This window comes from Comamonas humi (genome assembly GCF_054782535.1).
Genome location: NZ_BAAGSH010000013.1, coordinates 152,750 through 175,666, shown reverse-complemented (window position 1 = coordinate 175,666; position 22,917 = coordinate 152,750). Strand labels below are relative to the sequence as shown.

Annotated in this window: 23 protein-coding genes; 15 read left to right on the top strand and 8 right to left on the bottom strand. The window is 68.8% G+C overall.

Annotated elements, in window-relative coordinates:
- From ACYVKR_RS14925 to ACYVKR_RS14910, 4 genes are all read right to left on the bottom strand, one after another.
- Positions 1-644: midcut-by-XrtH protein (locus ACYVKR_RS14925; RefSeq protein WP_460481709.1), on the bottom strand; the 644-nt coding region annotated here is incomplete at its 3' end.
- 65 nt (positions 645-709) lie between these two features.
- On the bottom strand, positions 710-1,762 hold the full coding sequence (locus tag ACYVKR_RS14920; RefSeq protein ID WP_460481708.1) for a midcut-by-XrtH protein: 1,053 nt from the start codon (positions 1,760-1,762) through the stop codon (positions 710-712).
- Positions 1,763-1,982: 220 nt separating this feature from the next.
- Complete coding sequence (locus ACYVKR_RS14915) at positions 1,983-3,134, bottom strand: EAL and HDOD domain-containing protein (RefSeq protein ID WP_460481707.1); 1,152 nt, start codon at positions 3,132-3,134, stop codon at positions 1,983-1,985.
- A gap of 163 nt (positions 3,135-3,297) precedes the next feature.
- Positions 3,298-4,098 carry a ferritin-like domain-containing protein gene (locus tag ACYVKR_RS14910; RefSeq protein ID WP_460481706.1) on the bottom strand — a complete coding sequence of 267 codons (801 nt, stop codon included), beginning with the start codon at positions 4,096-4,098 and terminating at the stop codon, positions 3,298-3,300.
- 63 nt (positions 4,099-4,161) lie between these two features.
- Between ACYVKR_RS14910 and ACYVKR_RS14905 the strand changes: the two genes are divergently transcribed.
- From ACYVKR_RS14905 to ACYVKR_RS14895, 3 genes are read left to right on the top strand one after another with little or no spacing between them, the layout of a single operon-like run.
- Positions 4,162-4,686, top strand: a complete 525-nt coding sequence (locus ACYVKR_RS14905) for a gamma carbonic anhydrase family protein (protein ID WP_460481705.1) — start codon at positions 4,162-4,164, stop codon at positions 4,684-4,686.
- Positions 4,687-4,694: 8 nt separating this feature from the next.
- Entirely contained in the window at positions 4,695-5,684 is a 990-nt protein-coding gene (hslO, locus tag ACYVKR_RS14900; protein WP_460481704.1) for an Hsp33 family molecular chaperone HslO, read from the top strand.
- A 22-nt stretch (positions 5,685-5,706) separates the two neighbouring features.
- Positions 5,707-6,357: an SGNH/GDSL hydrolase family protein gene (locus ACYVKR_RS14895; protein ID WP_460481703.1), complete on the top strand. Its 651-nt coding sequence runs from the start codon at positions 5,707-5,709 to the stop codon at positions 6,355-6,357.
- A 62-nt stretch (positions 6,358-6,419) separates the two neighbouring features.
- Here ACYVKR_RS14895 and recJ read toward each other — a convergent pair whose 3' ends face one another.
- Both recJ and ACYVKR_RS14885 read right to left on the bottom strand, forming a co-directional pair.
- Positions 6,420-8,138 (bottom strand): single-stranded-DNA-specific exonuclease RecJ, encoded by a 1,719-nt coding sequence (gene recJ / locus ACYVKR_RS14890; RefSeq protein WP_460481702.1) that lies wholly within the window; start codon positions 8,136-8,138, stop codon positions 6,420-6,422.
- Complete coding sequence (locus ACYVKR_RS14885) at positions 8,135-9,067, bottom strand: phosphoglycerate mutase (protein WP_460481701.1); 933 nt, start codon at positions 9,065-9,067, stop codon at positions 8,135-8,137. The genes recJ and ACYVKR_RS14885 overlap by 4 nt, the downstream gene beginning before the upstream one ends.
- 34 nt (positions 9,068-9,101) lie before the next feature.
- On the opposite strand from ACYVKR_RS14885, the gene ACYVKR_RS14880 reads away from it, so the two are divergent.
- The 4 genes from ACYVKR_RS14880 (at position 9,102) to ACYVKR_RS14865 (ending at position 12,456) form a co-directional block, all read left to right on the top strand.
- The gene (locus ACYVKR_RS14880) at positions 9,102-10,358 is read left to right on the top strand and encodes an ABC transporter permease (RefSeq protein WP_460481700.1); all 1,257 of its coding nucleotides are present in this window, start codon (positions 9,102-9,104) and stop codon (positions 10,356-10,358) included.
- Positions 10,351-11,034, top strand: a complete 684-nt coding sequence (gene lolD, locus ACYVKR_RS14875; RefSeq protein ID WP_460481699.1) for an ABC transporter ATP-binding protein — start codon at positions 10,351-10,353, stop codon at positions 11,032-11,034. Before ACYVKR_RS14880 ends, lolD begins: the two co-directional genes overlap by 8 nt.
- A gap of 104 nt (positions 11,035-11,138) precedes the next feature.
- On the top strand, positions 11,139-11,963 hold the full coding sequence (locus tag ACYVKR_RS14870) for a TatD family hydrolase (RefSeq protein WP_460481698.1): 825 nt from the start codon (positions 11,139-11,141) through the stop codon (positions 11,961-11,963).
- Positions 11,953-12,456: a DNA-deoxyinosine glycosylase gene (locus ACYVKR_RS14865; RefSeq protein WP_460481697.1), complete on the top strand. Its 504-nt coding sequence runs from the start codon at positions 11,953-11,955 to the stop codon at positions 12,454-12,456. Before ACYVKR_RS14870 ends, ACYVKR_RS14865 begins: the two co-directional genes overlap by 11 nt.
- A gap of 4 nt (positions 12,457-12,460) precedes the next feature.
- Here ACYVKR_RS14865 and ACYVKR_RS14860 read toward each other — a convergent pair whose 3' ends face one another.
- Positions 12,461-12,721 (bottom strand): DUF2798 domain-containing protein, encoded by a 261-nt coding sequence (locus ACYVKR_RS14860; protein ID WP_460481696.1) that lies wholly within the window; start codon positions 12,719-12,721, stop codon positions 12,461-12,463.
- Between the two features lie 99 nt (positions 12,722-12,820).
- On the opposite strand from ACYVKR_RS14860, the gene ACYVKR_RS14855 reads away from it, so the two are divergent.
- The 8 genes from ACYVKR_RS14855 (at position 12,821) to ACYVKR_RS14820 (ending at position 21,908) form a co-directional block, all read left to right on the top strand.
- Positions 12,821-13,723 (top strand): LysR family transcriptional regulator, encoded by a 903-nt coding sequence (locus ACYVKR_RS14855; protein ID WP_460481695.1) that lies wholly within the window; start codon positions 12,821-12,823, stop codon positions 13,721-13,723.
- Between the two features lie 9 nt (positions 13,724-13,732).
- Positions 13,733-14,506 (top strand): class I SAM-dependent methyltransferase, encoded by a 774-nt coding sequence (locus tag ACYVKR_RS14850; RefSeq protein ID WP_460481694.1) that lies wholly within the window; start codon positions 13,733-13,735, stop codon positions 14,504-14,506.
- A gap of 50 nt (positions 14,507-14,556) precedes the next feature.
- The gene (locus ACYVKR_RS14845; RefSeq protein ID WP_460481693.1) at positions 14,557-16,401 is read left to right on the top strand and encodes a GspE/PulE family protein; all 1,845 of its coding nucleotides are present in this window, start codon (positions 14,557-14,559) and stop codon (positions 16,399-16,401) included.
- Between the two features lie 145 nt (positions 16,402-16,546).
- Positions 16,547-17,035 (top strand): tripartite tricarboxylate transporter TctB family protein, encoded by a 489-nt coding sequence (locus tag ACYVKR_RS14840; protein ID WP_460481692.1) that lies wholly within the window; start codon positions 16,547-16,549, stop codon positions 17,033-17,035.
- A 19-nt stretch (positions 17,036-17,054) separates the two neighbouring features.
- Positions 17,055-18,566, top strand: coding sequence for a tripartite tricarboxylate transporter permease (locus tag ACYVKR_RS14835; RefSeq protein ID WP_460481691.1), 1,512 nt, complete (start codon positions 17,055-17,057; stop codon positions 18,564-18,566).
- A gap of 168 nt (positions 18,567-18,734) precedes the next feature.
- A complete protein-coding gene (locus ACYVKR_RS14830) occupies positions 18,735-20,036 on the top strand; it encodes a DUF3422 family protein (RefSeq protein ID WP_460481690.1) in 1,302 nt (433 codons plus the stop codon).
- Between the two features lie 77 nt (positions 20,037-20,113).
- Positions 20,114-21,031, top strand: a complete 918-nt coding sequence (locus tag ACYVKR_RS14825) for a DMT family transporter (RefSeq protein ID WP_460481689.1) — start codon at positions 20,114-20,116, stop codon at positions 21,029-21,031.
- A gap of 49 nt (positions 21,032-21,080) precedes the next feature.
- Positions 21,081-21,908 (top strand): SDR family oxidoreductase, encoded by an 828-nt coding sequence (locus tag ACYVKR_RS14820; protein ID WP_460481688.1) that lies wholly within the window; start codon positions 21,081-21,083, stop codon positions 21,906-21,908.
- A 114-nt stretch (positions 21,909-22,022) separates the two neighbouring features.
- Here ACYVKR_RS14820 and ACYVKR_RS14815 read toward each other — a convergent pair whose 3' ends face one another.
- Positions 22,023-22,916, bottom strand: a complete 894-nt coding sequence (locus ACYVKR_RS14815) for a DMT family transporter (protein WP_460481686.1) — start codon at positions 22,914-22,916, stop codon at positions 22,023-22,025.
- Position 22,917 lies beyond the last annotated feature (1 nt).

The following is a 22,917-nucleotide window of genomic DNA, read 5'->3' as shown; positions in this document are numbered from 1 at the left end:
GGTGGCGGTGGCGGTGGCGGTGGCGGCGGAGGTGGTGGTGGTGGTGGTGGTGGTGGTGGTGGTGGTGGTTCGGCAGGAGGGGGCGGCGGCGCGACCGGTGGCGGCGGGCAGACGGCCTGCGTGGTGCAGGTGGCGTCCGGCGCGAGTTCGGTATCCACGGTGCAGGTGCCGGTATCGGCGGCATTGCCATTGCTGGTGATGCGCAGGCGCACGCCACTGGTGTTGGTCGCCGTGATCATCGGCGCCGGGTCGGTAGCAGGAATATCGTTGAAGGCCAGCGTGCCGCCCTGTGGATTGCTCAGGTCGTAGGTGCGAGCGGCCTGGGCCAGGCTGTCGCTGCCATGGGCCAGCAGCAGCCCGGCCGATGCCAGCAGCGCGGCCGAGAGGAACTGGCGGCCATTGCGCCCTGCGGCGCGGCTCTTGTGCCAGGCAATGATGCTGACCGTGGCGGTCAGTAGGCCGAGGCCCACCAGGCCCATACCGGGCACCGGCGACGGCGCGGGTGGGGGCGAAGTGACCATGGGGCCATAACCCAGTGATATCTGGCACATGGCCTCTTGGGCCCAGGCAGGTGCGGCCGTTGCTGCCGCGCTGGCCAGGGCCGACAGGCGCAGCGCGGATTGGCTCGACGAGGGGGAACGCATAGAGGTCTCCTTGGCAAAGACGAATGGCACCGGCCCCGCATCGGAGCGGGAGGTGCCCTTGGGGTTTACAGGGATTCGTAGCGGGTGGTGCTGTAGCAGGCGCCGTTCTCTCCGCCTCCACCACTTCCGCCTCCGCCCCCGCCACCACCGCCACCTCCGCTGTTTTCGGAATCGCCGGCAAAACTGAAGCGCCAGTCGGTAGTGGGCTGCGGCGGATCGCCGAAGCCACGGCCTTCGGGGGCCGTGGCGGTCACCGTGGCCGTATAGGCGGTCGCCTCGGCCAGGTTCTGCGCCCGGCCGTTGGCATCCAGCGTCAGGCGCAGCCGCTCGGGGTAGGCGATGCCGACATCGGGCGGCGGGCTGTCTGGGTCGAACACCGGCTGCTTGCTGATGACGGGCCCATAGACCGAGTACGACGAGCCCGACAAACCGTCGCTGCTCTGCCATTCCACCGTGTACAGCGCCTGGCTGGTGTCGCAGGCCACCTCGGGGTCGCTGGTGACCGTGATGCTTTGCGGTGGTGGTGGAGGAGGAGGTGGTGGTTCGGCAGCAGGAGGCGGCGGCGCAACCGGTGGCGGCGGGCAGACGGCCTGCGTGGTGCAGGTGCCGTTGGGTGCCAGCTCGGCATCCACCGTGCAGCTACCGGTCTCGGCCGCATTGTCATTGCTGGTGATGCGCAGGCGCACGCCGCTGGTGTTGGTGACGGTGATCAGCGGCGCCGGGTCGGCAGCAGGAATGTCGTTGTAAGCCAGCGTGCCGCCCTTGGGGTCGCTCAGCTCGTAGGCGCGTGCGGCCTGGGCCAGGCTGTCGCTGCCATGGGCCAGCAGCAGCCCGGCCGATGCGAGCAGCGCGGCCGAGAGGAACTGGCGGCCGTTGCGGCCGGCGGCACGGCTCTTGTGCCAGGCCACCACGCCGACGGTGGCGGTCAGCAGGCCGATGGCCACCATGCCCATGCCGGGCACGGGTGACGGCGCAGGTGGTGGCGAAGTGACCAGGGGGCCATAGCCCAGCGATATCTGGCACATGGCCTCTTGCGCCCAGGCGGGCGCGGCCGCTGCTGTCGCGCTGGCCAGGGCTGTGAGGCGCAGCACGGGGCTTCTCCAGGGGATGGGATACATGAATCGCTCCAGAAGGTGACAGGCCGTGGCGTTGGGCGCTACGGCAAACGGAGCGGAAGGTATCGTAGAGTTCCCTGGATTTTTTCAAATCAATCAGTAAAAGCTATCAAATGCGGCGTTGTTCATTCGCGGTTGCCCGATGGACCTCAACATAGTTAACAGTGTGCCCGGCGCTTGGGCTGTGGTGTCCGCGCTGGCGATAGCGTTGGGTAGCAGCGCGTCAGGCCGCGTTGGCCCACTGCTCGGCCGCCTGCCAGCGGGCCAGGTGCGGTGGCGGCAGGGCCTGGCCCGCCGGACCGGTCCGCCAGGCTTCGGTGGCTCGGGCTTGCTGCAGGTAGGCCGCCAGCGGGCCGGCCTGCTCGTACAGCGCCTGCTGCACCAGCACGGGCAGGTGCAGGGCCGAGATGGCCTGGGATTCGTGGATCAGCGCCGCAGCCAGGGCCACCACGAAGGCGATGGGCTGGCCGTCGGCGTCCGACTGCTCGGCGGTGTAGCGGGCCTGCACGGCGGCCTGGCGGTCGAGCAGGCCCTGGGGGATGCGCGCATGGGTGACGGAGCGCATCATGTTGGCCCAGCGGCCGAGCTGCTGCGGCCCCAGGGTCTGCAGCATCTCGTCGATCGCCAGGCACTGGTGGGCGGCATCGAGGTGCAGCGAGCGCATCAGCCGCATCAGGTTGTAGGCCGGCACGGCATGGCGCTCGACATAGGCCGCCAGCGCAGGCCCGGCGGGCCGGGCCGCGAGCTGGCGCACCTGCGCCAGCGTGGGCACCAGGATACGGGCCGAGCCCACGGTGGGCCTCGCCACGGCAAAGCCCTGGAGCAGGTCGGCATGGTGCTCGCGCGCCAGCCGGAGCTGGGCGGCGGTCTCTATCTTGTCGGCGACCAGGGTCGCGGCCGAGCGGCGCCGCGCGTACTGCATCAGCAGCACGGCCCGGTCCGGCGTCAGCACCGACAGGTCGATCTTGATGAAGTCGGCCAGCGGCAGCCAGGGGGCGTAGGCGCCGTCCAGCACGAAATGGTCGAAGGCCAGCCGGAAGCCCCGCTGGCGCAGCGCCTGCAGCACCGGCAGGCGGGTCTGCACCTCGTGGCCGGCCGCATGGCCCAGCGAGGGGATCTCGAGCACCACCTGGCGGATGGGCAGCAGCGCCAGGTGCTCGCCGGCCAGGGTTTCGTGGGTGCAGTTGAGGAACAGCAGGTGCTTGCCGACGAGCACGTCGGGCTCGACGTGCGAGAGCACGGTGAAGGCCAGCGCCACGTCGGAGTCCAGCGTGTGGCCGTTGCCCGGGCGCGAGCGGTTGAACAGCTCGTAGCCCACGATGCCGCCATCGGCCTGCATGATGGCCTGCCGCGCAATGGGCATGGTCTGCAGCATGCTGGGGTTTCCTACGGCTGTCATCATGGTCATGTTGCTTGCGAGAGGGGCTGGCGCGGGCTGGAAGCTGCCGGCAACCGGATGCTGCCCGAAATCCCTTTGATCTTGTTATCAACCACCGCAGTATCTGGGTGTGCGAAAGGAAACTTTTGTCAGCTATTGTCTATTCCTGCAGCCAGCGCAGCTCGGTTTCGGTGAAACCGGCCGCCCGGCGCGCCTGGGTGTTGAAGGGCGGCCGGGGCCGCGGCGCCTGGTGGCGCAGCACCAGCTCGGCGTAGTGCGCCTCGGCGTCCAGGCCCTGCCGGTCGCACAGGTGGCGGTACCAGCGGTTGCCGATGGCCACGTGGCCGACCTCCTCGCGCAGGATGATATCCAGGATGGCGATGGCCGCCAGCGCGTCGTCGGTGCCGACCTGGTGCAGTTTGGCCTGGATCAGCGGCGTGGCGTCCAGCCCGCGCGCCTCGAGCGTGCGCGGCACCAGCGCCATGCGGGCGACGATGTCGTGCGCGGTGCGCTCGCACATGGTCCACAGGCCCTGGTGGGCGGGAAAGTCGCCGTAGTCGTAGCCCATCGTCTGCAGGTGGGTGCGCAGCAGGCGGAAGTGCTTGGCCTCCTCGCCTGCCACCTGCAGCCAGTCGCGGTAGTAGGCCTCGGGCATGCCGGCAAAGCGCCAGATCGCGTCCAGCGCCAGGTTGATGGCATTGAACTCGATGTGCGCGATGGCGTGCAGCAGCGCGGCGCGGCCCGGCAGCGTCGCCGGCGAGCGGCGCGCCACCTCGGTGTGGGCCTTGAGCTCGGGCCGCTCGGGATGGCCGGGCAGCGAGGCGGGCGGCGGCACCGGCAATTCCATGTCGGTTGCTATGTTTAAGTGAGCGCTTTGCGCATACAGGTCGAGCGCCATCTGGGATTTGGCCTCGGGATCGCTCAGGCGCAGCGCGGCAAGCGCTTGTTGACGTAACTCCATCTCTACAATTCTAGGTTGCGCAGCTGCATGGAATTGGATGCAGGACAACCCCACGGAGACGGCATGGCAAGGTACGAATTGAATGGTGTGGCACCGCAGATCGCGGATTCGGCTTGGGTCGCGGACAGCGCCCAGGTCATGGGCAACGTGCGCCTGGCGGAGGACGCCAGCGTCTGGTTCGGCGCGGTGGTGCGCGGCGACAACGAGCTGATAGCTATCGGCCGCGGCTCGAACGTGCAGGACGGCAGCGTGCTGCACACCGACCTGGGCAAGCCGCTGACCCTGGGCGAGAACGTGACCATCGGCCACATGGTGATGCTGCACGGCTGCACGATCGGCGACGGATCGCTGGTCGGCATTGGCGCGGTGGTGCTCAACGGCGCGAAAATCGGCAAAAACTGCATTGTTGGCGCAGGTTCGCTGGTGACCGAAAATAAGGAGTTTCCCGATGGCAGCATGATCATGGGCTCGCCAGCCAAGCTCGTGCGTCCGTTGACCGAGGAGCAGATCGCCGGCCTGCAGCGCAGCGCCGCGGGCTACGTGGCCAACGCCCGGCGATTCCGCACCACGTTGAAAAAGATGGATTGAAGGCAATAGTGTCCGAATTACACAAGTTTCTCTTTGAAGGCTTGCCCGTGCGGGGCGCGATCGTGCGCCTGACCGATGCATGGCAGGAGATTTTGCGCCGCCGCGCGAACAACACCGCGTCCGGCCCCTACCCCGAGCCGGTGCGCGAGCTGCTGGGCCAGATGGCGGCAGCCAGCGTGCTGATGCAGTCGAACATCAAGTTCAACGGCTCGCTGATCTTTCAGGTGTTCGGCGACGGGCCGGTCAAGCTGGCCGTGGCCGAGGTGCAGTCCAGCCTGGGCCTGCGCGTCACCGCCACGGTGGTGGGCGAGGTGGCCGAGGACGCCCGCCTGTCCTCCATGCTGAACGCGCATGGCGGCGGGCGCTGCGCCATCACGCTGGACCCCAAGGACAAGCTGCCGGGCCAGCAGCCCTACCAGGGCGTGGTGCCGCTGTCGGACGCGCAGGGGCGCAAGATGGACAGCCTGGCCCAGGTGCTGCAGCAGTACATGCGCCAGTCCGAGCAGCTCGACGCCGTGCTGGTGCTGGCCGCCGACGACCAGGTGGCCGCCGGCCTGATACTGCAGCGCATGCCCATGAAGGGCGAGGCCAACCTGGCGCGCGGCGACCTGTCGGTCGAGCACGCCGACGCCATGGACTTCAACGAGGACTACAACCGCCTCGCGCACCTGGCCGCCAGCCTCACGCCGCAGGAACTGCTGGGCCTGGACGTGGAAACCATCCTGCGCCGCCTGTTCTGGGAAGAGAAGCTGCTGCGCTTCGTGCCCGAGGACGGCGAGGGCGGACCGCACTTCGCCTGCACCTGCAGCCGCGAGCGCGTGAGCAACATGCTGCGCAACCTGGGCCGCGACGAGGCCGAGAGCATTCTTGAAGAGCAGGGCGTGATCGAGGTGGGCTGCGAATACTGCGGCCAGCAGTACCGCTACGACGCGGTGGATGCGGCGCACCTGTTCACCGAGCCGGGCAACGACCCGCCGGCGCCCAAGCTGGTGCAGTAGCGCCGTGGGCTGCCTCGCTTCCATGAAACCAACGCACGGCCTGCCGCGCCGGCGCCTGCTGGCAGCCCTGGGCGCGGCGGCCCTGCTGCCGGCTTGCGGCAAGAAGGCGCCCCAGGCCCGGGCAGTGGCGTCGGGCGCCGCCGTGCTGGCGCTGGGCGATTCGCTGACCTCCGGCGTCGGCGCCGCGGCGGATGCCGCCTACCCGGCGGTGCTGCAGGAGCTGACCGGCTGGCAGGTGGTGAACGGCGGCGTCTCGGGCAACACCACGGCCCAGGCGCTGGCGCGGCTGCCGGCCCTGCTGCAGGAGCACCGGCCCGCGCTGGTCATCGTGGGCATTGGCGGCAACGACTTCCTGCGCCAGATGAGCGCGGCGGACGCCAAGGACAACATCCGCGCCATCTGCCGCGCGGCGACGGACAGCGGCGCCCAGGCGCTGCTGGTGGCGGTGCCGCAGTTCTCGCTGCTCGCGGCCACCACCGGGCGGCTCAGCGACCACCCGCTCTATGCCGAGCTGGCCGGCGAGCTGAAGCTGCCGCTGCACGCGGGCGGCTGGTCGGCCGTGCTGTCGGACGCCAGCCTGCGCTCCGACCAGATCCACGCCAACGCCGAGGGCTACCGCCGCTTCGCCGAAGGGCTGGCGGCGCAGCTGCGCCAGAGCGGCTTGCTGGTTTAGCTCCTGAAATAATAGCTGCTAGCGCTTGATGGATAAGCGCTACAGCCTGTTTTTACCAAAATCTACAAGCCCTGCGCGCCTTCTACCAGGAACTGCACCTTGCGCTGGCCCTGCCACTCGTTGATGTCGAGGCGGTAGGCCAGCAGCACGCGCGCTGGCAGCGGCTCGGTGTGGCCGAACCAGATCGCGTCCACCAGCTCGCCGTGGTGGCGCAGCTTGAGCGACAGGTGCTTGTCGCCCTGGCCGACGAGGCGCTGCGAGACGACCTCCATCTCCTCGCTGAAGGTGGGCGGCGCAAAGCCCTGGCCCCAGACCTGCTGGTTCAGGGCCTCCACCGTGTCGGTGTGGCGGTACTGCACGGGCAGCGGGCCGTCGGTTTCGAGCTGGCGGGTGAGGGTGCGCTCGTCCAGCCATTCCTGCGCCACCTGGGACAGCGCCTGCTCGAAGACTTCGAAATGCGCCTCGGCGATGGTGCAGCCGGCCGCCATCGCGTGGCCGCCGAACTTGAGCAGCACGCCCGGATGGCGCTTGGCCACCAGGTCGAGCGCGTCGCGCAGGTGAAAGCCTGCAATGGAGCGGCCCGAGCCCTTGAGCTCGTGCTCATGGCCGGGCGCGCCGCTGGCGGCGAAGACGAAGCAGGGGCGGTGCAGCTTGTCCTTGATGCGCGAGGCGACGATGCCGACCACGCCTTCGTGGAAGTCGGCGTCGAACACGCTCACGGCCGGCGGCGGCTCGCTGCCGGGCTCGAACAGGTCCTCGGCTAGCAGCATGGCGTGCTCGCGCATGCCGCTCTCGATGTCGCGCCGCTCGCGGTTGATGGCGTCGAGCTGGCGTGCCAGCTCGTCGGCGCGCAGCGCGTCGTCGGTCAGCAGGCACTCGATGCCGATGGTCATGTCGGCCAGGCGGCCGGCGGCGTTGATGCGTGGGCCCAGCGCAAAGCCCATGTCGAAGGTGGTGGCCACCGTGGCGCGCCGGCCGGCGGCCGAGAACAGCGCGCCCAGGCCCGGCGGCAGGTGGCCGGCGCGGATGCGGCGCAGGCCCTGGGCCACCAGGCGGCGGTTGTTGGCGTCGAGCCGCACCACGTCGGCCACGGTGCCCAGCGCCACCAGCGGTAGCAGCGCGTCGAGGCGCGGCTGCGGCAGCTGGTCGTAGGCGCCGCGCTGGCGTAGCTCGCCGCGCAGCGCCAGCAGCGTGTAGAACATCACGCCCACGCCGGCGATGGACTTGCTCTCGAAGCCGCAGCCCGGCTGGTTGGGGTTGACGATGGCGTGCGCCGCCGGCAGCTCGGGGCCGGGCAGGTGGTGGTCGGTGACGATGACGGTGAGCCCCAGCTCGCGCGCCCGCTCGACGCCGGCCACGCTGGCGATACCGTTGTCCACGGTGATGAGCACGTCGGCGCCCTGGGCATGCACGCGCTCGGCGATGGTGGCGGTGAGGCCGTAGCCGTCGACCACACGATCCGGTACCAGGTAGCCCACCTGGGTGGAGCCCAGCATGCGCAGGCCGCGCACGGCCACGGCACAGGCGGTGGCGCCGTCGCAGTCGTAGTCGGCCACGATGACGAGGCGGCGCTGGGCGGCGATGGCATCGGCCAGCAGGCGGGCGGCCTCCTGCACGCCGGCCAGGCCCGAGGGCGGCAGCAGCTGGGCGAGGGCGTCGTCCAGCTCCTCCTTGGCCTGCACGCCGCGGGCGGCGAACAGGCGTGCGAGCAGCGGGTGGATGCCGGCCTGCTCCAGCGCCCAGGCGGTGCGGGGTGGAATATCTCTTGCAATGATTTTCATAGCGTTTGCAGCAGATCGGTAGCGCGCTGCGGCTTGAATTGGTTCTTGATGCGGGTCCACAGCGGCTGGGCGGTATTGTCCAGCGTCACGGCATGGCGTTCGCCGCACAGGGTCAGCCGCGCGGGGCGGCCGGCGGCCAGCGCCTCCCACAGCGGCGCGAGGCCGGTGGCGTCGAGCTGCTGCCAAGCGCTGCGCCAGGCGGCCCAGTCGCTGGCCAGCGCGGGGGCGCGCAGCGCGTCCAGCACTTGAGGTCGGTTGGCCGGCGGCTGGTAGCCCGCGGGCAGGGCGCCAGCGCCATGCACCCAGAAGGCGTTGACCGGCGGCAGGCCACGCTCGGCGCGGCGCTCGGTGAACGGGTGGGTGTAGAGCAGCATCTGCATCTCGCTTTGCAGGCGCTGCAGCAGCCTGGCCTGGGTCACCTCGGGCAGCCACAGGCGCACGTCGCGGCCGATGGCGCGGTCGAGCGAGGCGCAGTCCAGCCCGCGGAAGGGCTCGCCACGCGCCAGCCAGCGGCCAGAGCCGCCGGGCTGCAGCTCCATGCCGTCCTCGGCGAACCAGGGCGCGAGCAGCGCCAGCAGCTCGTCCGATTCGGCGGCCGAGAGCTGCAGCTGCGCCGGGTCGTCCATGCGCACCTGGTCGGCGCCTATGCGCCAGTGGCAGGGGGTGATGAAGGCCCAGGCGTCGTTGCCGGGCTGGGGCTGTTGCTGAAGCGCGGCCCAGGGCGTGGCCGTGGCGGGCAGGCCCAGCGCGCGGGCCAGGGCGTGCTCGTGCGGCGGGGCGAACTGCTGCTCGTCGCCGCGGTCGGTATCGGTGGTGGAAAGGGTTTTCAGCGCCTGGCCGAGCCGGGGCAGCGTGAGGGTGGCAAGGCCGGCTAGGCCGGGATCTGGGGCGTTGGCATAGGGAACGATGAAATGGGCGAATTCCGGCATGCGGCTATTGTCGGGGATGCCACAATGCGGGGCTATGCAGATTCCCTACGAACTGGCCCTGGGCTGGCGCTACACCCGGGCGGGGCGGGCCACGCGGCGCAATGGCTTCATCTCGTTCATCTCGGGCGTGTCCATGCTGGGCATCGCGCTCGGGGTGGCGGCGCTGATCGTGGTGCTGTCGGTGATGAACGGCTTCCAGAAGGAAGTGCGCGACCGCATGCTCAGCGTGGTCTCGCACGTCGAGATCTTCACGCCCACCGGCGAGGCGCTGCCCGACCCGGCGCGCACCATGCGCGAGGCGCGCGCCAACCCCAACGTGGTGGGCGCCGCGCCCTTCGTGGCGGCCCAGGCGCTGGTGGCGCGCGGCGAGGATATGCGCGGCGCGCTCTTGCGCGGCATCGACCCGGCGCTGGAGCCCGAGGTGACCGACATGGCCACCGGCCTAGCCGCGAGCAGCCTGCAGGCGCTCACGCCGGGCAGCTTCAACGTGGTGCTGGGCAGCGAGCTGGCGCGCCTGCTGGGCGTGCAAAAGGGCGACCAGGTGACGCTGATCGCGCCGAGCGGCCAGGTCACGCCCGCCGGCATCGTGCCGCGCCTCAAGCAGATGAACGTGGCGGGCGTGTTCAACTCCGGCCACTACGAGTACGACTCCACCCTGGTGCTGATGCACCACGAGGACGCGGCGCGCCTCTTCCACCTGGGCGGGCCCACCGGCATCCGCCTCAAGCTCAAGGACCTGCACCAGGCACCCGAGGTGGCGCAGCAACTGGCACGCACGCTCAGCGGCGACCTGCTGATCCGCGACTGGACGCAGCAGAACAAGACCTGGTTCGCCGCGGTGCAGGTCGAGAAACGCATGATGTTCATCATCCTCACGCTGATCGTGGCGGTGGCGGCCTTCAACCTGGTCTCGACGCTGGTGATGACGGTGACCGACAAGCGCGCCGACATCGCCATCCTGCGCACGCTGGGCGCCAGCCCCAAGAGCATCATGGGCGTGTTCATGGTGCAGGGCGCGATGGTGGGCGTGATCGGCACCTTCGGCGGCCTGTTGCTGGGCCTGCTCATTGCTTGCAACATCGACGTGATCGTGCCGGCTATCGAGCAGCTGCTGCACACCACCTTCCTGCCCAAGGACATCTACCTCATCAGCAAGATGCCCAGCGATCCGCAGAGCAGCGACATCGCGCCGGTGATCGTCATCTCGCTGATCCTGTCCTTCGTGGCCACGCTGTATCCGAGCTGGCGCGCCAGCCGAGTGAACCCTGCGGAAGCCCTGCGCTATGAGTGATTCGACCGTTGTTCTGCGGGCCCAGGGCCTGACCAAGCGCTTCACCGAGGGGCGGCTCGACGTCGAGGTGCTCAAGGGCATCTCGCTGCAGGTGCACGCGGGCGAGACGCTGGCCATCGTCGGCGCCTCGGGCTCGGGCAAGAGCACGCTGCTGCACTTGCTGGGCGGGCTCGATGCGCCCACGGCCGGCAGTGTCTGGCTGCAGGACCTGGAGATGAACCGGCTCAGCCCCGCGCGCCAGGGCGACCTGCGCAACCGGTATCTGGGCTTCATCTACCAGTTCCACCACCTGCTGCCCGAGTTCAGCGCACTGGACAACGTGGCCATGCCGCTGCGCATCCGCCGGATGCCCTATGCGCAGTGCCAGGAGCAGGCACGCGCCATGCTGGCCGCCGTGGGGCTGGAAAGCCGCGTGCAGCACCGGCCGGCCGAGCTGTCGGGCGGCGAGCGCCAGCGCGTGGCGATTGCGCGCGCACTGGTGACGCAGCCCGCCTGCGTGCTGGCCGACGAGCCCACCGGCAACCTCGATCGCGCCACCGCCGACGGCGTGTTCGCGCTGATGATGCGCCTGGCCCGCGAGCAGGGCACGGCCTTTGTCGTCGTCACCCACGACGAAGGCCTGGCCCAGCGCTGCGACCGCATGCTGCGCATGGACCAGGGCCGCCTGGTGGAGTGATTGAATTTGATAGCTGCTAGCGCTTGCCATTCATGGGTTTCAGTATGAAATCATCTGAAAAATAAGATGTGAAAAGCGCTGCCAGCTCCTGTTTTTGAAAAGCGATGTGGATAGACACCCACTGCCACTGGGACGCCCCCGAGCTTGACGCCGACCGCGACGCGCTGCGCGAGCAGGCGCGCGCCGTGGGCGTGGGGCACTGCGTGATCCCGGCGGTGGAGCGCGGCAACTGGCAGACGGTGCGCGAGCTGGCCCAGCGCTTTGGCGACAGCTATGCGCTGGGCATCCACCCGCTGTACACCGGCCGTGCGCACGAGGACGACATTGCCGCGCTCGACGCGCTGCTGCACGAGTGCCATGACGACCCACGCCTGGTAGCCGTGGGCGAGATCGGGCTGGACTTCTTCGTGCCGGGGCTCGATGCCGAGCGGCAGACCTGGTTCTACGAACAGCAGCTGGGCCTCGCCCGGCGCCACGGGCTGCCGGTGTTGCTGCACGTGCGTAAGTCCAGCGACCAGCTGCTGAAGGCGCTGCGCGCGCGCCCCGCCATCGGCGGCATCGCCCATGCCTTCAACGGCAGCGCGCAGCAGGCAGCGCACTTCGTGGACCAGGGCTTTGCGCTGGGCTTCGGCGGCGCGCTCACCTACGACCGTGCGCTGCACCTGCGCCGGCTGGCGCAGGACCTGCCGGCCGACAGCATCGTGATGGAGACCGACGCGCCCGACATCCCGCCGCACTGGCTCTACACCACGGCCGAACAGCGCGCCCAGGGCGCAGCGCAGGGCCGCAACACACCGGCCGAGCTGCCGCGCATCGCCGCCGAACTGGCGCAGCTGCGGCGCGTCGATCTGGACGGCTGGCGGCGGCAGACCACGGCCAATGCCTGCCGCGTGCTGCCGCGATTGGGGGCGCTGCTCGATGGCCGCTGAAATGCTGCAGGGCCTGCCGCCGGTAGTGGGCGCGGGCACGCGCGCGCTGGTGCTGGGCAGCTTTCCGGGCGGCATGTCGCTGGCGCAGCGGCAGTACTACGCCTATCCGCGCAACCACTTCTGGCCGCTGCTGGCCGCGCTGTGGCCGCAGCACCCGCAGCCGGCCGACTACGCCGGCCGCTGCGCCTGGCTGCTGGACCGCGGCCTGGGCTTGTGGGATGTGTACGCGAGCTGCGAGCGCGAAGGCAGCCTGGACAGCAATATCCGCAACGCCGTGCTCAACGACTTTGCGGCGCTGAAGGCGCACAGCCCGCAGCTGCGCGGCGCGCTGCACAACGGCGGCGAGAGCTTTCGCCACGCCAAGGCGGTGCGCGCCGTGTTGGGCCTGCCGGTGTGGCGCGTGCCATCGACCAGCCCGGCGAATGCCTCGTGGAGTTTCGAGCGCAAGCTCGCCGGCTGGCGCGAAGTGCTGGCGGAGCTGGAGTTGCTTTAGGGCTTCAGGCGGCCTTGTGGCCGGTGGCGGGCAGGCTGCCGCTGCGCGTCAGCAGCCACTGGGCCAGGCGCTGCACCGAGGGGCCGATCAGCATCACGATGGTGAAGGCTGCGGGCCAGGACATGAGGAACGCATGCTGCCAGCGGGAGAGGAAGTCCGCGGTGAAGCCCACGTTCAGCCAGATCACCCAGGCCGTCATCAGTGTCGAGAGCGTGATGGACATGATGGAGGACACGAGCAACCGTTGTTGCAGAGCGGGGGACATATTGAATTGCACAGATAACCAGTAAAAACCATAGTGTATACACATATCAAAAATGAGAAAATATGAGAAATAAGATTCTTAAATTCCATTTTTGAAATCATGCTCGATGATTTGGCCCTGTTTGCCGTGATCGTGGAGTGCGGCAGCCTCAGCGCCGCGGCCCGGCGCCTGCAACTGCCGGCGGCCACCGTCACGCGCAGATTGCAGCAACTGGAGCGCCAGCTGAACTGCCAATTGCTGCACCGCAGCGCCCGCCGCCTGCAGCCCACGCCCGAGGGCCTGGCCTATTACGAGCGCTGCAGCCCGCTGCTGCAGTCGCTGCAGCAGGCCACGCAAAGCCTGGAGGCCACGCTGACCGAGGTGCAGGGCCTGGTGCGCGTGCTGGCGCCGATGAACCTGGCCAAGGGCCTGCTCAAGCAGGTGTGGGGCGACTTCCTCACGCGCTACCCCGGCGTGCGCCTGGACCTGCGGCTGTCCAACGTGCGCGAGGACGTGTACGAGCAGGGCGCCGACCTGGCGATCCGCATAGGCGAGCAGCCGGACTCGAACCTGGCGCTGCGCCGCCTGGGGATGACGGCGATCGGCCTGGTCGCCTCGCCCGACTACCTGGCGCGCATGGGCGAGCCCGCGCACCCGGACGAGCTCGACCCGCACGCCTGGATCGTGTCCGACCCCTTGCATTCGGTGCGGATCCGCCATGTGTCCAGCGGCGAAAGCCTCGAATTCACCGTGCCGCCGACGCGGCGCTGCGTTGTCAACGACGTGGCGCTGGCGATCGAGCTGGCGCAGGCGGGCCAGGGGCTGCTGTGGTGCCCGCTGTGGGTGGGCGACGAGCCCTTGCGCTCGGGCGCGCTGGTGCGAGTGCTGCGCCAGTGGCAGGCCGACGCCAACCCCATCTACGCCGTCTGGCCGCAGCAGCGGCAGCTGCCGGCCCGCGTGCGCGCGCTGGTCGACATGCTGGACCACTGCGCCCAGGCCGAGCCGCTGCTGCAGGGCCGATAATCCCGGCCCATGGCCAAAAGAAAACCCGCTACGGCGGCAGACGAATTTCCCGAAGTCACCATTTCGGACTACGACGGCGTGCGCTATCTGCACCTGGGCACGCCCTGGGTGCAGGGCTCGATGCGCATCAAGAAGCCTTTCGACATCGACCTGGAGTACGTGCAGCGCATGATGGCGTGGCTGCTGTTCGTCGAATGGGACTCGGTGCCCCAGCGGCATGCGATGCAGCTCGGCCTGGGCGCGGCCGCCATCACCAAGTTCTGCTGCAAGCAGCTGCACATGCGCACCACGGCCATCGAGCTGAACCCGCAGGTGATCGCGGTGTGCCGCCAGTGGTTCAAGCTGCCGCCTGACGGCGGCCTGCTGCAGGTGGTGCAGGGCGATGCGGGCGCCGAGGTGCAGCGCGCCGAGCGGCTGGCCAGCGTCGATGCGCTGCAGGTTGATCTGTACGACCACGAGGCCGCCGCGCCGGTGCTCGACGATGCCGACTTCTACGCCCACTGCCGCGCGCTGCTGACGGACGACGGCTGCATGACGGTGAACCTCTTCGGCCGCACCAGCAGCTACGAACGCAGCCTGGAGCACATCGTGCAGGCCTTCGGCCGCGACGCGGTCTGGGCCTTCCGGCCAACGAAGGAGGGCAACACCGTGGTGCTGGCTGGGCGCCAGCCGCTGCGGCTCACGCGCGAGCAGCTGGACCTGCGCGCGCGCCAGGTCCACGAGGCCACGGGGCTGCCGGCGCACAAATGGCTGCGCGTGTTCAAGCCCCTGGAGCCGGCTTGAGGTAAGGTAGCGAGACAGATAGATAAATACAGAGAGGGGCGCAGCACACCATGACTTCACCACAGCGCAAGATCGTGCAGGGCGGCCCCGCGTCGGTGCCCGCCGAGGCCGGGCCTGCCACGCTGGCGCAGCGCCCGCTGGAGCTGGTGCAGATCGTGCACTGGCTGCAGGCCGACGGCTGGGTGACGGCCGAGGTGGCGCACGACACCATTGCCCGCTGCACCCACGCGCACAGCAGCCAGCATCCCATCGTGCGCCTGGCCGCCGTGGTCGTGCCGCGCGCGCAGGACGGCAAGGCGCTGGACGTCGAGATGCTGACCGAGTTCGTCGCCAAGCGCTGCGGCCTGCCGTACTACCGCATCGATCCGCTGAAGGTCGATGCGGCCAAGGTGGCCGAGTCCATGGGCGCGCCCTATGCGCAGCGCCACGGCATCCTGCCGGTGCAGATCACGCCGCAGGAGATCATGGTTGCCACCAAGGAGCCGTGGCTGGACGACTGGGTCGCCGAGGTCGAGCGCCAGGCGCGGCGCAAGGTGCGCCGCGTGCTGGCCAATCCCAAGGACATCGACCGCTACCGCGCCGAGTTCTTCTCGCTGGCCCGTTCCGTCAAGGCTGCCAACAAGCTGGGCGGCTCGCTCAGCGGCATGGGTAACTTCGAGCAGCTGGTCGACCTGAGCAACACCAACCAGCAGTACGACGCCAACGACCAGGGCATCGTGCGCCTGGTCGACTGGCTATGGCAGTTCGCCTTCGCGCAGCGCGCCAGCGACATCCACCTGGAGCCGCGGCGCGACCAGTCGGTGATCCGCTTTCGCATCGACGGCGTGCTGCACAAGGTCTACCAGATGCCGCTGGGCGTGCACAGCGCCATGATCTCGCGCATCAAGCTGCTGGGCCGCATCGACGTGGTCGAGAAGCGCCGCCCGCAGGACGGCCGCATCAAGACGCGCAACACGCTGGGCGATGAGGTGGAGATGCGTTTGTCCACGCTGCCCACGGCCTTCGGCGAGAAGATGGTGATGCGCATCTTCGACCCCGAGAACACCGTCAAGGAACTGGCCGAACTGGGCTTCACGCCGCACGACGCGCGGCGCTGGGAGCAGCTCACCGCGCGGCCGCACGGCATCATCCTGGTGACCGGGCCCACCGGCTCGGGCAAGACCACCACGCTGTACTCCACGCTCAAGCGCCTGGCCACCGAGGCGGTGAACGTGAGCACGGTGGAAGACCCGATCGAGATGATCGAGCCCAGCTTCAACCAGACCCAGGCCCAGCCGCAGATCGGCTTCAGCTTTGCCGAGGGGCTGCGCGCGCTGATGCGCCAGGACCCGGACATCATCATGGTCGGCGAGATCCGCGACCTGGAAACGGCCGAGATGGCCGTGCAGGCGGCGCTCACCGGCCACCTCGTGTTCTCCACGCTGCACACCAACGATGCCCCGAGCGCGGTGAGCCGGCTGATGGAGCTGGGCGTGCCTGCCTACCTGATCAATGCCACGCTGCTCGGTGTGCTGGCGCAGCGCCTGGTGCGCACGCTGTGCGTGGCCTGCCGCGAGCCCGACGGCGAGGCGCAGCTGCAGCCGCTGAACGACGCCATCAAGCCCTGGCGCGTGAGCCGTGAGCACAGCCCGTACCGCGCGGTGGGCTGCGACGAATGCCGCGGCACCGGCTTTCGCGGGCGCCTGGGTCTCTATGAACTCTTGATGATGACCGAGCCGGCCAAGGAACTGGTGAACGGCGCGCCGTCGATCTCGGCGCTGCGCCGCCAGGCGGTGAAGGATGGCATGCATCCGCTGCGGCTGGCCGGTGCGCTGCGCGTGGCCGAGGGCCTGACCACGCTCGACGAGGTGTTGGCCAACACGCCGCCCATCGACCTGCCCGACAAGCCTGCGTAGGCCTTTGCCACTGCATGCGCGGCGCATGGCATGTAAGCACCACGTCAGGGTTTTCCTGTGTCGAAATGTAGGTGGTATCCACATCCGATCTGGTGCCTTCGGCAGGGACAATGCCGTGTCGTTGTATCCACTTGGAGACGTGTTCGTGAAAATCAAGAGCCAGAAAGACTTTTGGGCTGGCCTGATGTACATGGCAGTAGGCATTACGTTCGCCGTAGGCGCGCAGAACTACACCATTGGCTCAGGCGCCCGCATGGGGCCCGGTTATTTCCCGCTGCTGCTGGGAATCTTGTTGACCGTGATCGGGGCACTCATTTCGGCCAAGAGCCTGACCTCGGGTCCCAAGGATGGCGACCCCATCGGCAAGTGGGCCTGGAAGCAGATCTTCTTCGTCATCGGCGCCAACCTGCTGTTCGGCGTGCTGCTCGCGGGCCTGCCCTCGTTCGGCGTACCGGCCATGGGCCTGATCATCGCCATCTTCGGCTTGACCTTCGTGGCCAGCCTGGCAGGCCATAGCTTCAAGTTCCTGGAAGTATTCATTCTGTCCGCCGTGCTTGCAGCGGGCAGCTACGTGGCATTCGTGTGGGCGCTGAATCTGCAGTTCCCCGTGTGGCCCAGCTTCATCACGGGCTGAATTGGAGGGTTTTTGAACCATGGAACTGCTTGATCATCTGGCGATTGGCTTCGGCGTCGCCTTCACTTTTCAAAACCTGATCTACTGCTTCGTCGGCTGCCTGCTGGGCACGCTGATCGGCGTGCTGCCCGGCGTGGGTCCCGTGGCGACCATCGCCATGCTGCTGCCCGCCACCTACGCGCTGCCCCCGGTGGCTGCGCTGATCATGCTGGCCGGCATCTACTACGGTGCGCAGTACGGCGGCTCGACCACTGCGATTCTGGTGAACCTGCCGGGCGAATCCTCGTCGGTGGTGACCGTGATCGACGGCTACCAGATGGCGCGCAAGGGCCGGGCTGGTCCGGCGCTGGCCGCGGCGGGCATAGGCTCGTTCTTCGCGGGCTGCGTGGGCACGCTGATCCTGGCTGCGTTCGCGCCGCCGCTGACCGAAGTGGCCTTCATGTTCGGCCCCGCCGAGTACTTCTCGCTGATGACCCTGGGCCTGATCGGCGCCGTGGTGCTGGCTTCGGGCTCGCTGCTCAAGGCCGTGGGCATGATCGTGCTGGGCCTGCTGCTGGGCCTGGTCGGTACCGACGTGAACTCCGGTGTCGCCCGCTACAGCTTCGACATCCCTGAGTTGACCGATGGCATCAGCTTCACCGTGGTGGCCATGGGTGTGTTCGGCTACGGCGAAATCATCGCCAACCTGTCGAAGTCCGAAGACGAGCGCGAAGTGTTCGCAGCCAAGGTGACCGGCCTGTTCCCGACGAAGGAAGACTTCAAGCGCATGTTCCCCGCGATGATCCGCGGCACGGCGCTGGGCTCCGCACTGGGTATCCTGCCCGGCGGTGGCGCCATGCTGTCGGCTTTCGCTGCCTACACCATCGAGAAGAAGACCAAGCTGAAGCCCGGTGAAGTGCCGTTCGGCCAGGGCAACATCCGCGGCGTGACCGCTCCGGAATCCGCCAACAACGCTGGTTCGCAAACCTCGTTCATCCCGCTGCTGACGCTGGGTATTCCTCCCAACGCCGTGATGGCGCTGATGGTGGGTGCCATGACCATCCACAACATCCAGCCCGGCCCGCAGGTGATGACCAGCAACCCCGAGCTGTTCTGGGGCCTGATCGCTTCGATGTGGATCGGCAACGCCATGCTGGTGATCCTGAACCTGCCGCTGATCGGCATGTGGATCAAGCTGCTGTCCGTGCCTTACCGCTGGCTGTTCCCGTCCATCGTGCTGTTCTGCGCGGTGGGGGTGTACTCCACCAACAACAACACGTTCGACGTGTGGCTGGTGGGCGTGTTCGGTTTCGTCGGCTACATGTTCTACAAGCTGGGCACCGAGCCTGCACCGCTGCTGCTGGGCTTCATCCTGGGCCCGATGATGGAAGAGAACCTGCGCCGTGCGCTGCTGCTGTCGCGCGGCGACTGGAGCGTGTTCCTGACCCGTCCGATCTCCGCCGGCCTGCTGATCGCGGCCCTGATCCTGCTGATCATCGTCTGCCTGCCTGCCGTGAGCAAGAAGCGCGACGAGGCCTTCGTGGAAGATTGACAAGCGTTTCTGCACACTCCCTTCAGAGCGGCACCCTCGGGTGCCGTTTTTTTTCGTCCCGCCGCGCGCATACCAGGATGGAATAACTGTTTTTTGCCCGCCGGCGGCCGGGGTGGCCAGGCGCGGTCCGCAGGCGCGATACCATCGCGCGATAGTACGGAAGATCCCATGAGCACCCTGGCCTCGCTGACCCAGCATCCCCAACGCCTGCCGCTGCACAACGAGGTGCACGCCCGCCCGCCCGAGCCGGTGGAGCAGCACACGGCTGTCTCCTGCATCGTGATGTGGGCCGACGCGGCGCAGCGCGAGGCCAGCCGGGCCGTACTGCATCAGCTGCTGCACGAGATGCGCCTGCCGGTGCCGGCACCCGATGCCACCCACCTGCGCATCGACCTGGGCAGCTGCCGGCTGCGCTGGGAGCTGCACACCGAGTTCGTCTCGTGGACCTGGATCCGCCCGCTGCCCACGCCGCTGGGCGACGTCACCGCGCTGCCGCAGGCCAGCGATGCCGCGCCGGTGCAGTGGCTGGCGTCGCTGCCCGGCCAGTGCATCCTGGCGCAGCACCTGTGGGTGCTGGGCGGCGAGTCGCAGCCCGCGCGCGGCGTACCGCCATGGCTGCAGGAGGACAAGCTCGTCGCCTCGCGCGCGGCGGGCGAGCTGGCTAACGTCTACACCGACTTCACCGTCTACCCCGATGGGGCCTCGCGCATCTTCGTCTGCAACAAGGGCCTGCCGCCGCGGCGCATGGGCCGGCTGGTGCAGCGCCTGCTCGAGATCGAGACCTACCGCATGGCGGCGCTGCTGGGCCTGCCGGCCGCGCGCGATAGCATGCATGCGCTGGCCGGGCTGGAGGGCGAGCTGGCGCAGCTCGCCGGCGCCATCCGCAGCGCCGAGCCCGAGAGCGAGCCGCAACTGCTCGACCGGCTGACGCGCCTGGCTGGCCAGGTCGAGAGCCAGTACGCCGCCTGCCATTCGCGCCTGTCGGCCAGCGCCGCCTACTTCGCGCTAGTGGAGCAGCGCGTGGCCGACGTGCACGAGCAGAGGCTGGAGGGCAACCAGACCATCGGCGACTTCATGGAGCGGCGCCTCAGCCCGGCGCGAAACACCTGCGCCTCGGCGCTGCTGCGGCTGGAGGCGCTGTCGCAGCGCGTCTCGCGCATGAGCAACCTGCTGCAGACCCGCGTGGACATCAACCAGAAGCAGGGCCGCCAGGCGCTGCTGGCCGCTATGAACGAACGCCAGGGGCTGCAGCTCAAGCTGCAGTCCACGGTCGAGGGGCTGTCGGTCGCGGCGATCACCTACTACATCGTCGGCCTGGTCAGCTATGTCGCCAAGGCGGCGCAGAAATGGGGATGGCCGCTGTCGCCAGAAACGACGGCGGCGCTGGCCATTCCGCTGGTAGCCTTTGGCGTGTGGTGGTCGATCCGCAAGACGCACCAGAAGCTGCTGGGCGGGTCGCACATGCATTGACGCACGGGATCGCGCGGCAGCGCATGGCACCACAGGCGGCGGCATACGCCGGCGCCTGGCTTTTTTCCTCGCTTGCCGTGACTGCATCCCTGACCACCGGCGCCGCGGCGCCTGCCTCGCAGCGGGCCGGCTTCTTGCTGGCCTTCCTCGGCGCCATCGCCTTCAGCGCCAAGGCCATCATCGTCAAGCTGGCCTACCGCCACGGCGTGGACGCGACTACGCTCATCATGTACCGCATGCTGTTCGCGCTGCCGCTGTTCATGGCCATGGCCTGGTGGGCCGGGCGCGGCAAGGCGGCGCTCACCGGCCGCGACTGGCTGGGCGTGCTGGGCCTGGGCTTCAGCGGCTACTACCTGTCGAGCTACCTCGATTTCGCCGGGCTGGCCTACGTCAGCGCCAGCCTTGAGCGGCTGATCCTCTACCTCAACCCCACGCTGGTGCTGCTGCTGGGCTGGCTGCTGTACCGCCGCGCGCCCAGCGGCCGGCAGATCGCGGGCCTGGCGCTCGGCTACGCGGGCATGCTGCTGGTGTTCGGCATCGAGTTGCAGGCTGAGGGCCCGCAGGTGCTGTGGGGTTCGCTGCTGGTCTTCCTCAGCACGGTCAGCTACTCGGTCTACCTGGTCTGCAGCGGGCAGTTCGTGCAGCGGCTCGGTTCGCTGCGGCTGGTGGGGCTGGCCACCTCGGTTGCTTGCGTGCTGTGCATCGCGCAGTTCCTGCTGCTGCGGCCGCTGTCGGCGGCGCTGGTGCCCGCGCCGGTCATCGGGCTGTCGGTGCTCAATGCCGTGCTGTGCACCGCCGTGCCGGTGCTGATGGTGATGATGGCGGTGGAGCGCCTGGGCGCGGCCGCCGTGGCGCAGACCGGCATGGTCGGGCCGCTGTCCACCATCCTGATGGGCGTGTGGCTGCTGGGCGAGCCGTTCACGCCGGCCATCGCTGTGGGTACCCTGCTGGTGCTGGCGGGGATCTATGTCTTTTCCCGCAGGCCGGCAGGCTAGGCGGGTTTGGGCTACAAACGAAGGCTTTGCAGATTACAAGGAGTTGAGCATGGACTTGGGCATTGCAGGCAAGTGGGCGCTGGTGTGCGCGGCGAGCAAGGGACTGGGCCGGGGCTGCGCCCAGGCGCTGGTGCAGGAGGGCGTGAACGTGGTCATCAACGCCCGCGGCGCCGAGGCGCTGGAGGCCACGGCCGCGCAGCTGCGCACGCTGGCCGCCGAGTGGGCCGCGGCCGGTGCGGGCCGCGCGGCGCCGCTGGTGATCGCGGTGGCGGCCGACATCACCGCCGAGGCCGGGCGCGAGGCCGTGCTGGCCGCGCCGGGCGGCCCAGGGCGCGACTTCGACATCCTGGTCAACAACGCCGGCGGCCCGCCGCCCGGCGACTTCCGCGACTGGAACCGCGAGGCCTGGGTGAAGGCGCTGGACGCCAACATGCTGACCCCGATCGCGCTGATCCAGGCGCTGGTGGACGGCATGGCCGCGCGCGGCTTCGGGCGCATCGTCAACATCACGTCCAGCTCGGTCAAGGCGCCCATCGACATCCTGGGCCTGTCCAACGGCGCGCGCAGCGGCCTGACGGGTTTTGTCGCTGGCATCGCGCGCAGCCCGCTGGCGGCGCGTGGCGTGACCATCAACAACCTGCTGCCCGGCAAGTTCGACACCGACCGCATTGCCAGCACCATCGCCGCGGCGGCGAGCAAGACCGGCAAGCCCGAGGCCGAGATCCGCGCCAGCCAGCAAAAGCAGATTCCCGCCGGCCGCTTTGGCACGCCCGACGAGTTCGGTGCGATCTGCGCCTTCCTGTGCAGCCGGCAGGCGGCCTACCTGACGGGGCAGAACATCCTGCCCGACGGCGGCTCGTACCCGGGCACGTTCTGATCTGGGGTTATTGAATTTGATAGCTGCTGGCGCTTGCTATTGCTGAGATTCAGCTATTTTTATATCTGAAAACCACAATTGGAAAGCGCCAGTAGCTATCAAAATGGATAGCCCTCAGTGCCGCGACGACACCACGATCCCGCCGACGATCAGCACGAAGGCGATGCCGTGGTACAGCCGCGGCGGCTCGCCGAGGAAGGCCGCCGACAGCACGGCCGCGAACAGCGGCGTGAGGTTGGCGAAGAAGCCCGCCACCGTCGGCCCCACGCGCTGCACGCCGGCGCCCCAGGCGCGGTAGGCCAGCACGGCCGGGCCAATGGCGATGTAGGCCACGGCGGCCAGCAGCACCGGCGTCCACTCGAAATGCAGCTGGCCCACGGCCCATTCGCCGGCGCTGAAAGCGCCCGACCAGAGCCAGCCGAAGGCGAGCTGCGCGGTCAGGAAGGCGGCCCAGTCGCCACGTATGGACGCGGGCTCCTGTGTGCGCACCAGCAGCCAGCTGTACAGCGACCAGCAGGCCGTGGCCAGCAGCATGTACAGGTCGCCCGGCACCAGGCGCAGCGCCATCAGCTGCTCCCAGTCGCCGTGGCTCAGCACCGTCAGCACGCCGGCTACCGACAGCAGCGCGCCCAGCATCTGTGCGCCGGTGATGCGCACGCCGAACAGCAGCGTGCCGAAGGCCAGCATCCACAGCGGCATGCTCGCCGCCACCAGCGTGACGTTGATCGGCCCCGAGGTCTTCAGCGCCAGGTACTGCAGCGCGTTGTAGCAGCCGATGCCCAGCAGCCCCATCAGCGTGTAGCGGCGCCAGTGCAGCCACAGCGGGCTGTCACGGCGCAAGACCCGCCAGCTGAACGGCAGCAGCAGCGCCAGCGCCAGCGTCCAGCGGATGAAGTTGAGCGTCATCGGCGAGGCCAGGTCGTGCACCAGGCGGCCCGTCACCGCATTGCCCGCCCACATCAGCGGCGCAAAGGCCAGCAGCAGGACGGTGGAAGGAGTCAATCGCATG

What these genes read in the sequence shown, in the direction of transcription:
- ACYVKR_RS14920 (WP_460481708.1), bottom strand. Translation starts at nt 1,762, where the DNA reads ATGTATCCCATCCCCTGGAGAAGCCCCGTGCTGCGCCTCACAGCCCTG.
- ACYVKR_RS14915 (WP_460481707.1), bottom strand. Translation starts at nt 3,134, where the DNA reads ATGCTGCAGACCATGCCCATTGCGCGGCAGGCCATCATGCAGGCCGAT.
- ACYVKR_RS14910 (WP_460481706.1), bottom strand. Translation starts at nt 4,098, where the DNA reads ATGGAGTTACGTCAACAAGCGCTTGCCGCGCTGCGCCTGAGCGATCCC.
- ACYVKR_RS14905 (WP_460481705.1), top strand. Translation starts at nt 4,162, where the DNA reads ATGGCAAGGTACGAATTGAATGGTGTGGCACCGCAGATCGCGGATTCG.
- ACYVKR_RS14895 (WP_460481703.1), top strand. Translation starts at nt 5,707, where the DNA reads ATGAAACCAACGCACGGCCTGCCGCGCCGGCGCCTGCTGGCAGCCCTG.
- recJ (WP_460481702.1), bottom strand. Translation starts at nt 8,138, where the DNA reads ATGAAAATCATTGCAAGAGATATTCCACCCCGCACCGCCTGGGCGCTG.
- ACYVKR_RS14885 (WP_460481701.1), bottom strand. Translation starts at nt 9,067, where the DNA reads ATGCCGGAATTCGCCCATTTCATCGTTCCCTATGCCAACGCCCCAGAT.
- ACYVKR_RS14880 (WP_460481700.1), top strand. Translation starts at nt 9,102, where the DNA reads ATGCAGATTCCCTACGAACTGGCCCTGGGCTGGCGCTACACCCGGGCG.
- lolD (WP_460481699.1), top strand. Translation starts at nt 10,351, where the DNA reads ATGAGTGATTCGACCGTTGTTCTGCGGGCCCAGGGCCTGACCAAGCGC.
- ACYVKR_RS14870 (WP_460481698.1), top strand. Translation starts at nt 11,139, where the DNA reads ATGTGGATAGACACCCACTGCCACTGGGACGCCCCCGAGCTTGACGCC.
- ACYVKR_RS14865 (WP_460481697.1), top strand. Translation starts at nt 11,953, where the DNA reads ATGGCCGCTGAAATGCTGCAGGGCCTGCCGCCGGTAGTGGGCGCGGGC.
- ACYVKR_RS14860 (WP_460481696.1), bottom strand. Translation starts at nt 12,721, where the DNA reads ATGTCCCCCGCTCTGCAACAACGGTTGCTCGTGTCCTCCATCATGTCC.
- ACYVKR_RS14855 (WP_460481695.1), top strand. Translation starts at nt 12,821, where the DNA reads ATGCTCGATGATTTGGCCCTGTTTGCCGTGATCGTGGAGTGCGGCAGC.
- ACYVKR_RS14850 (WP_460481694.1), top strand. Translation starts at nt 13,733, where the DNA reads ATGGCCAAAAGAAAACCCGCTACGGCGGCAGACGAATTTCCCGAAGTC.
- ACYVKR_RS14845 (WP_460481693.1), top strand. Translation starts at nt 14,557, where the DNA reads ATGACTTCACCACAGCGCAAGATCGTGCAGGGCGGCCCCGCGTCGGTG.
- ACYVKR_RS14835 (WP_460481691.1), top strand. Translation starts at nt 17,055, where the DNA reads ATGGAACTGCTTGATCATCTGGCGATTGGCTTCGGCGTCGCCTTCACT.
- ACYVKR_RS14830 (WP_460481690.1), top strand. Translation starts at nt 18,735, where the DNA reads ATGAGCACCCTGGCCTCGCTGACCCAGCATCCCCAACGCCTGCCGCTG.
- ACYVKR_RS14820 (WP_460481688.1), top strand. Translation starts at nt 21,081, where the DNA reads ATGGACTTGGGCATTGCAGGCAAGTGGGCGCTGGTGTGCGCGGCGAGC.
- ACYVKR_RS14815 (WP_460481686.1), bottom strand. Translation starts at nt 22,916, where the DNA reads ATGCGATTGACTCCTTCCACCGTCCTGCTGCTGGCCTTTGCGCCGCTG.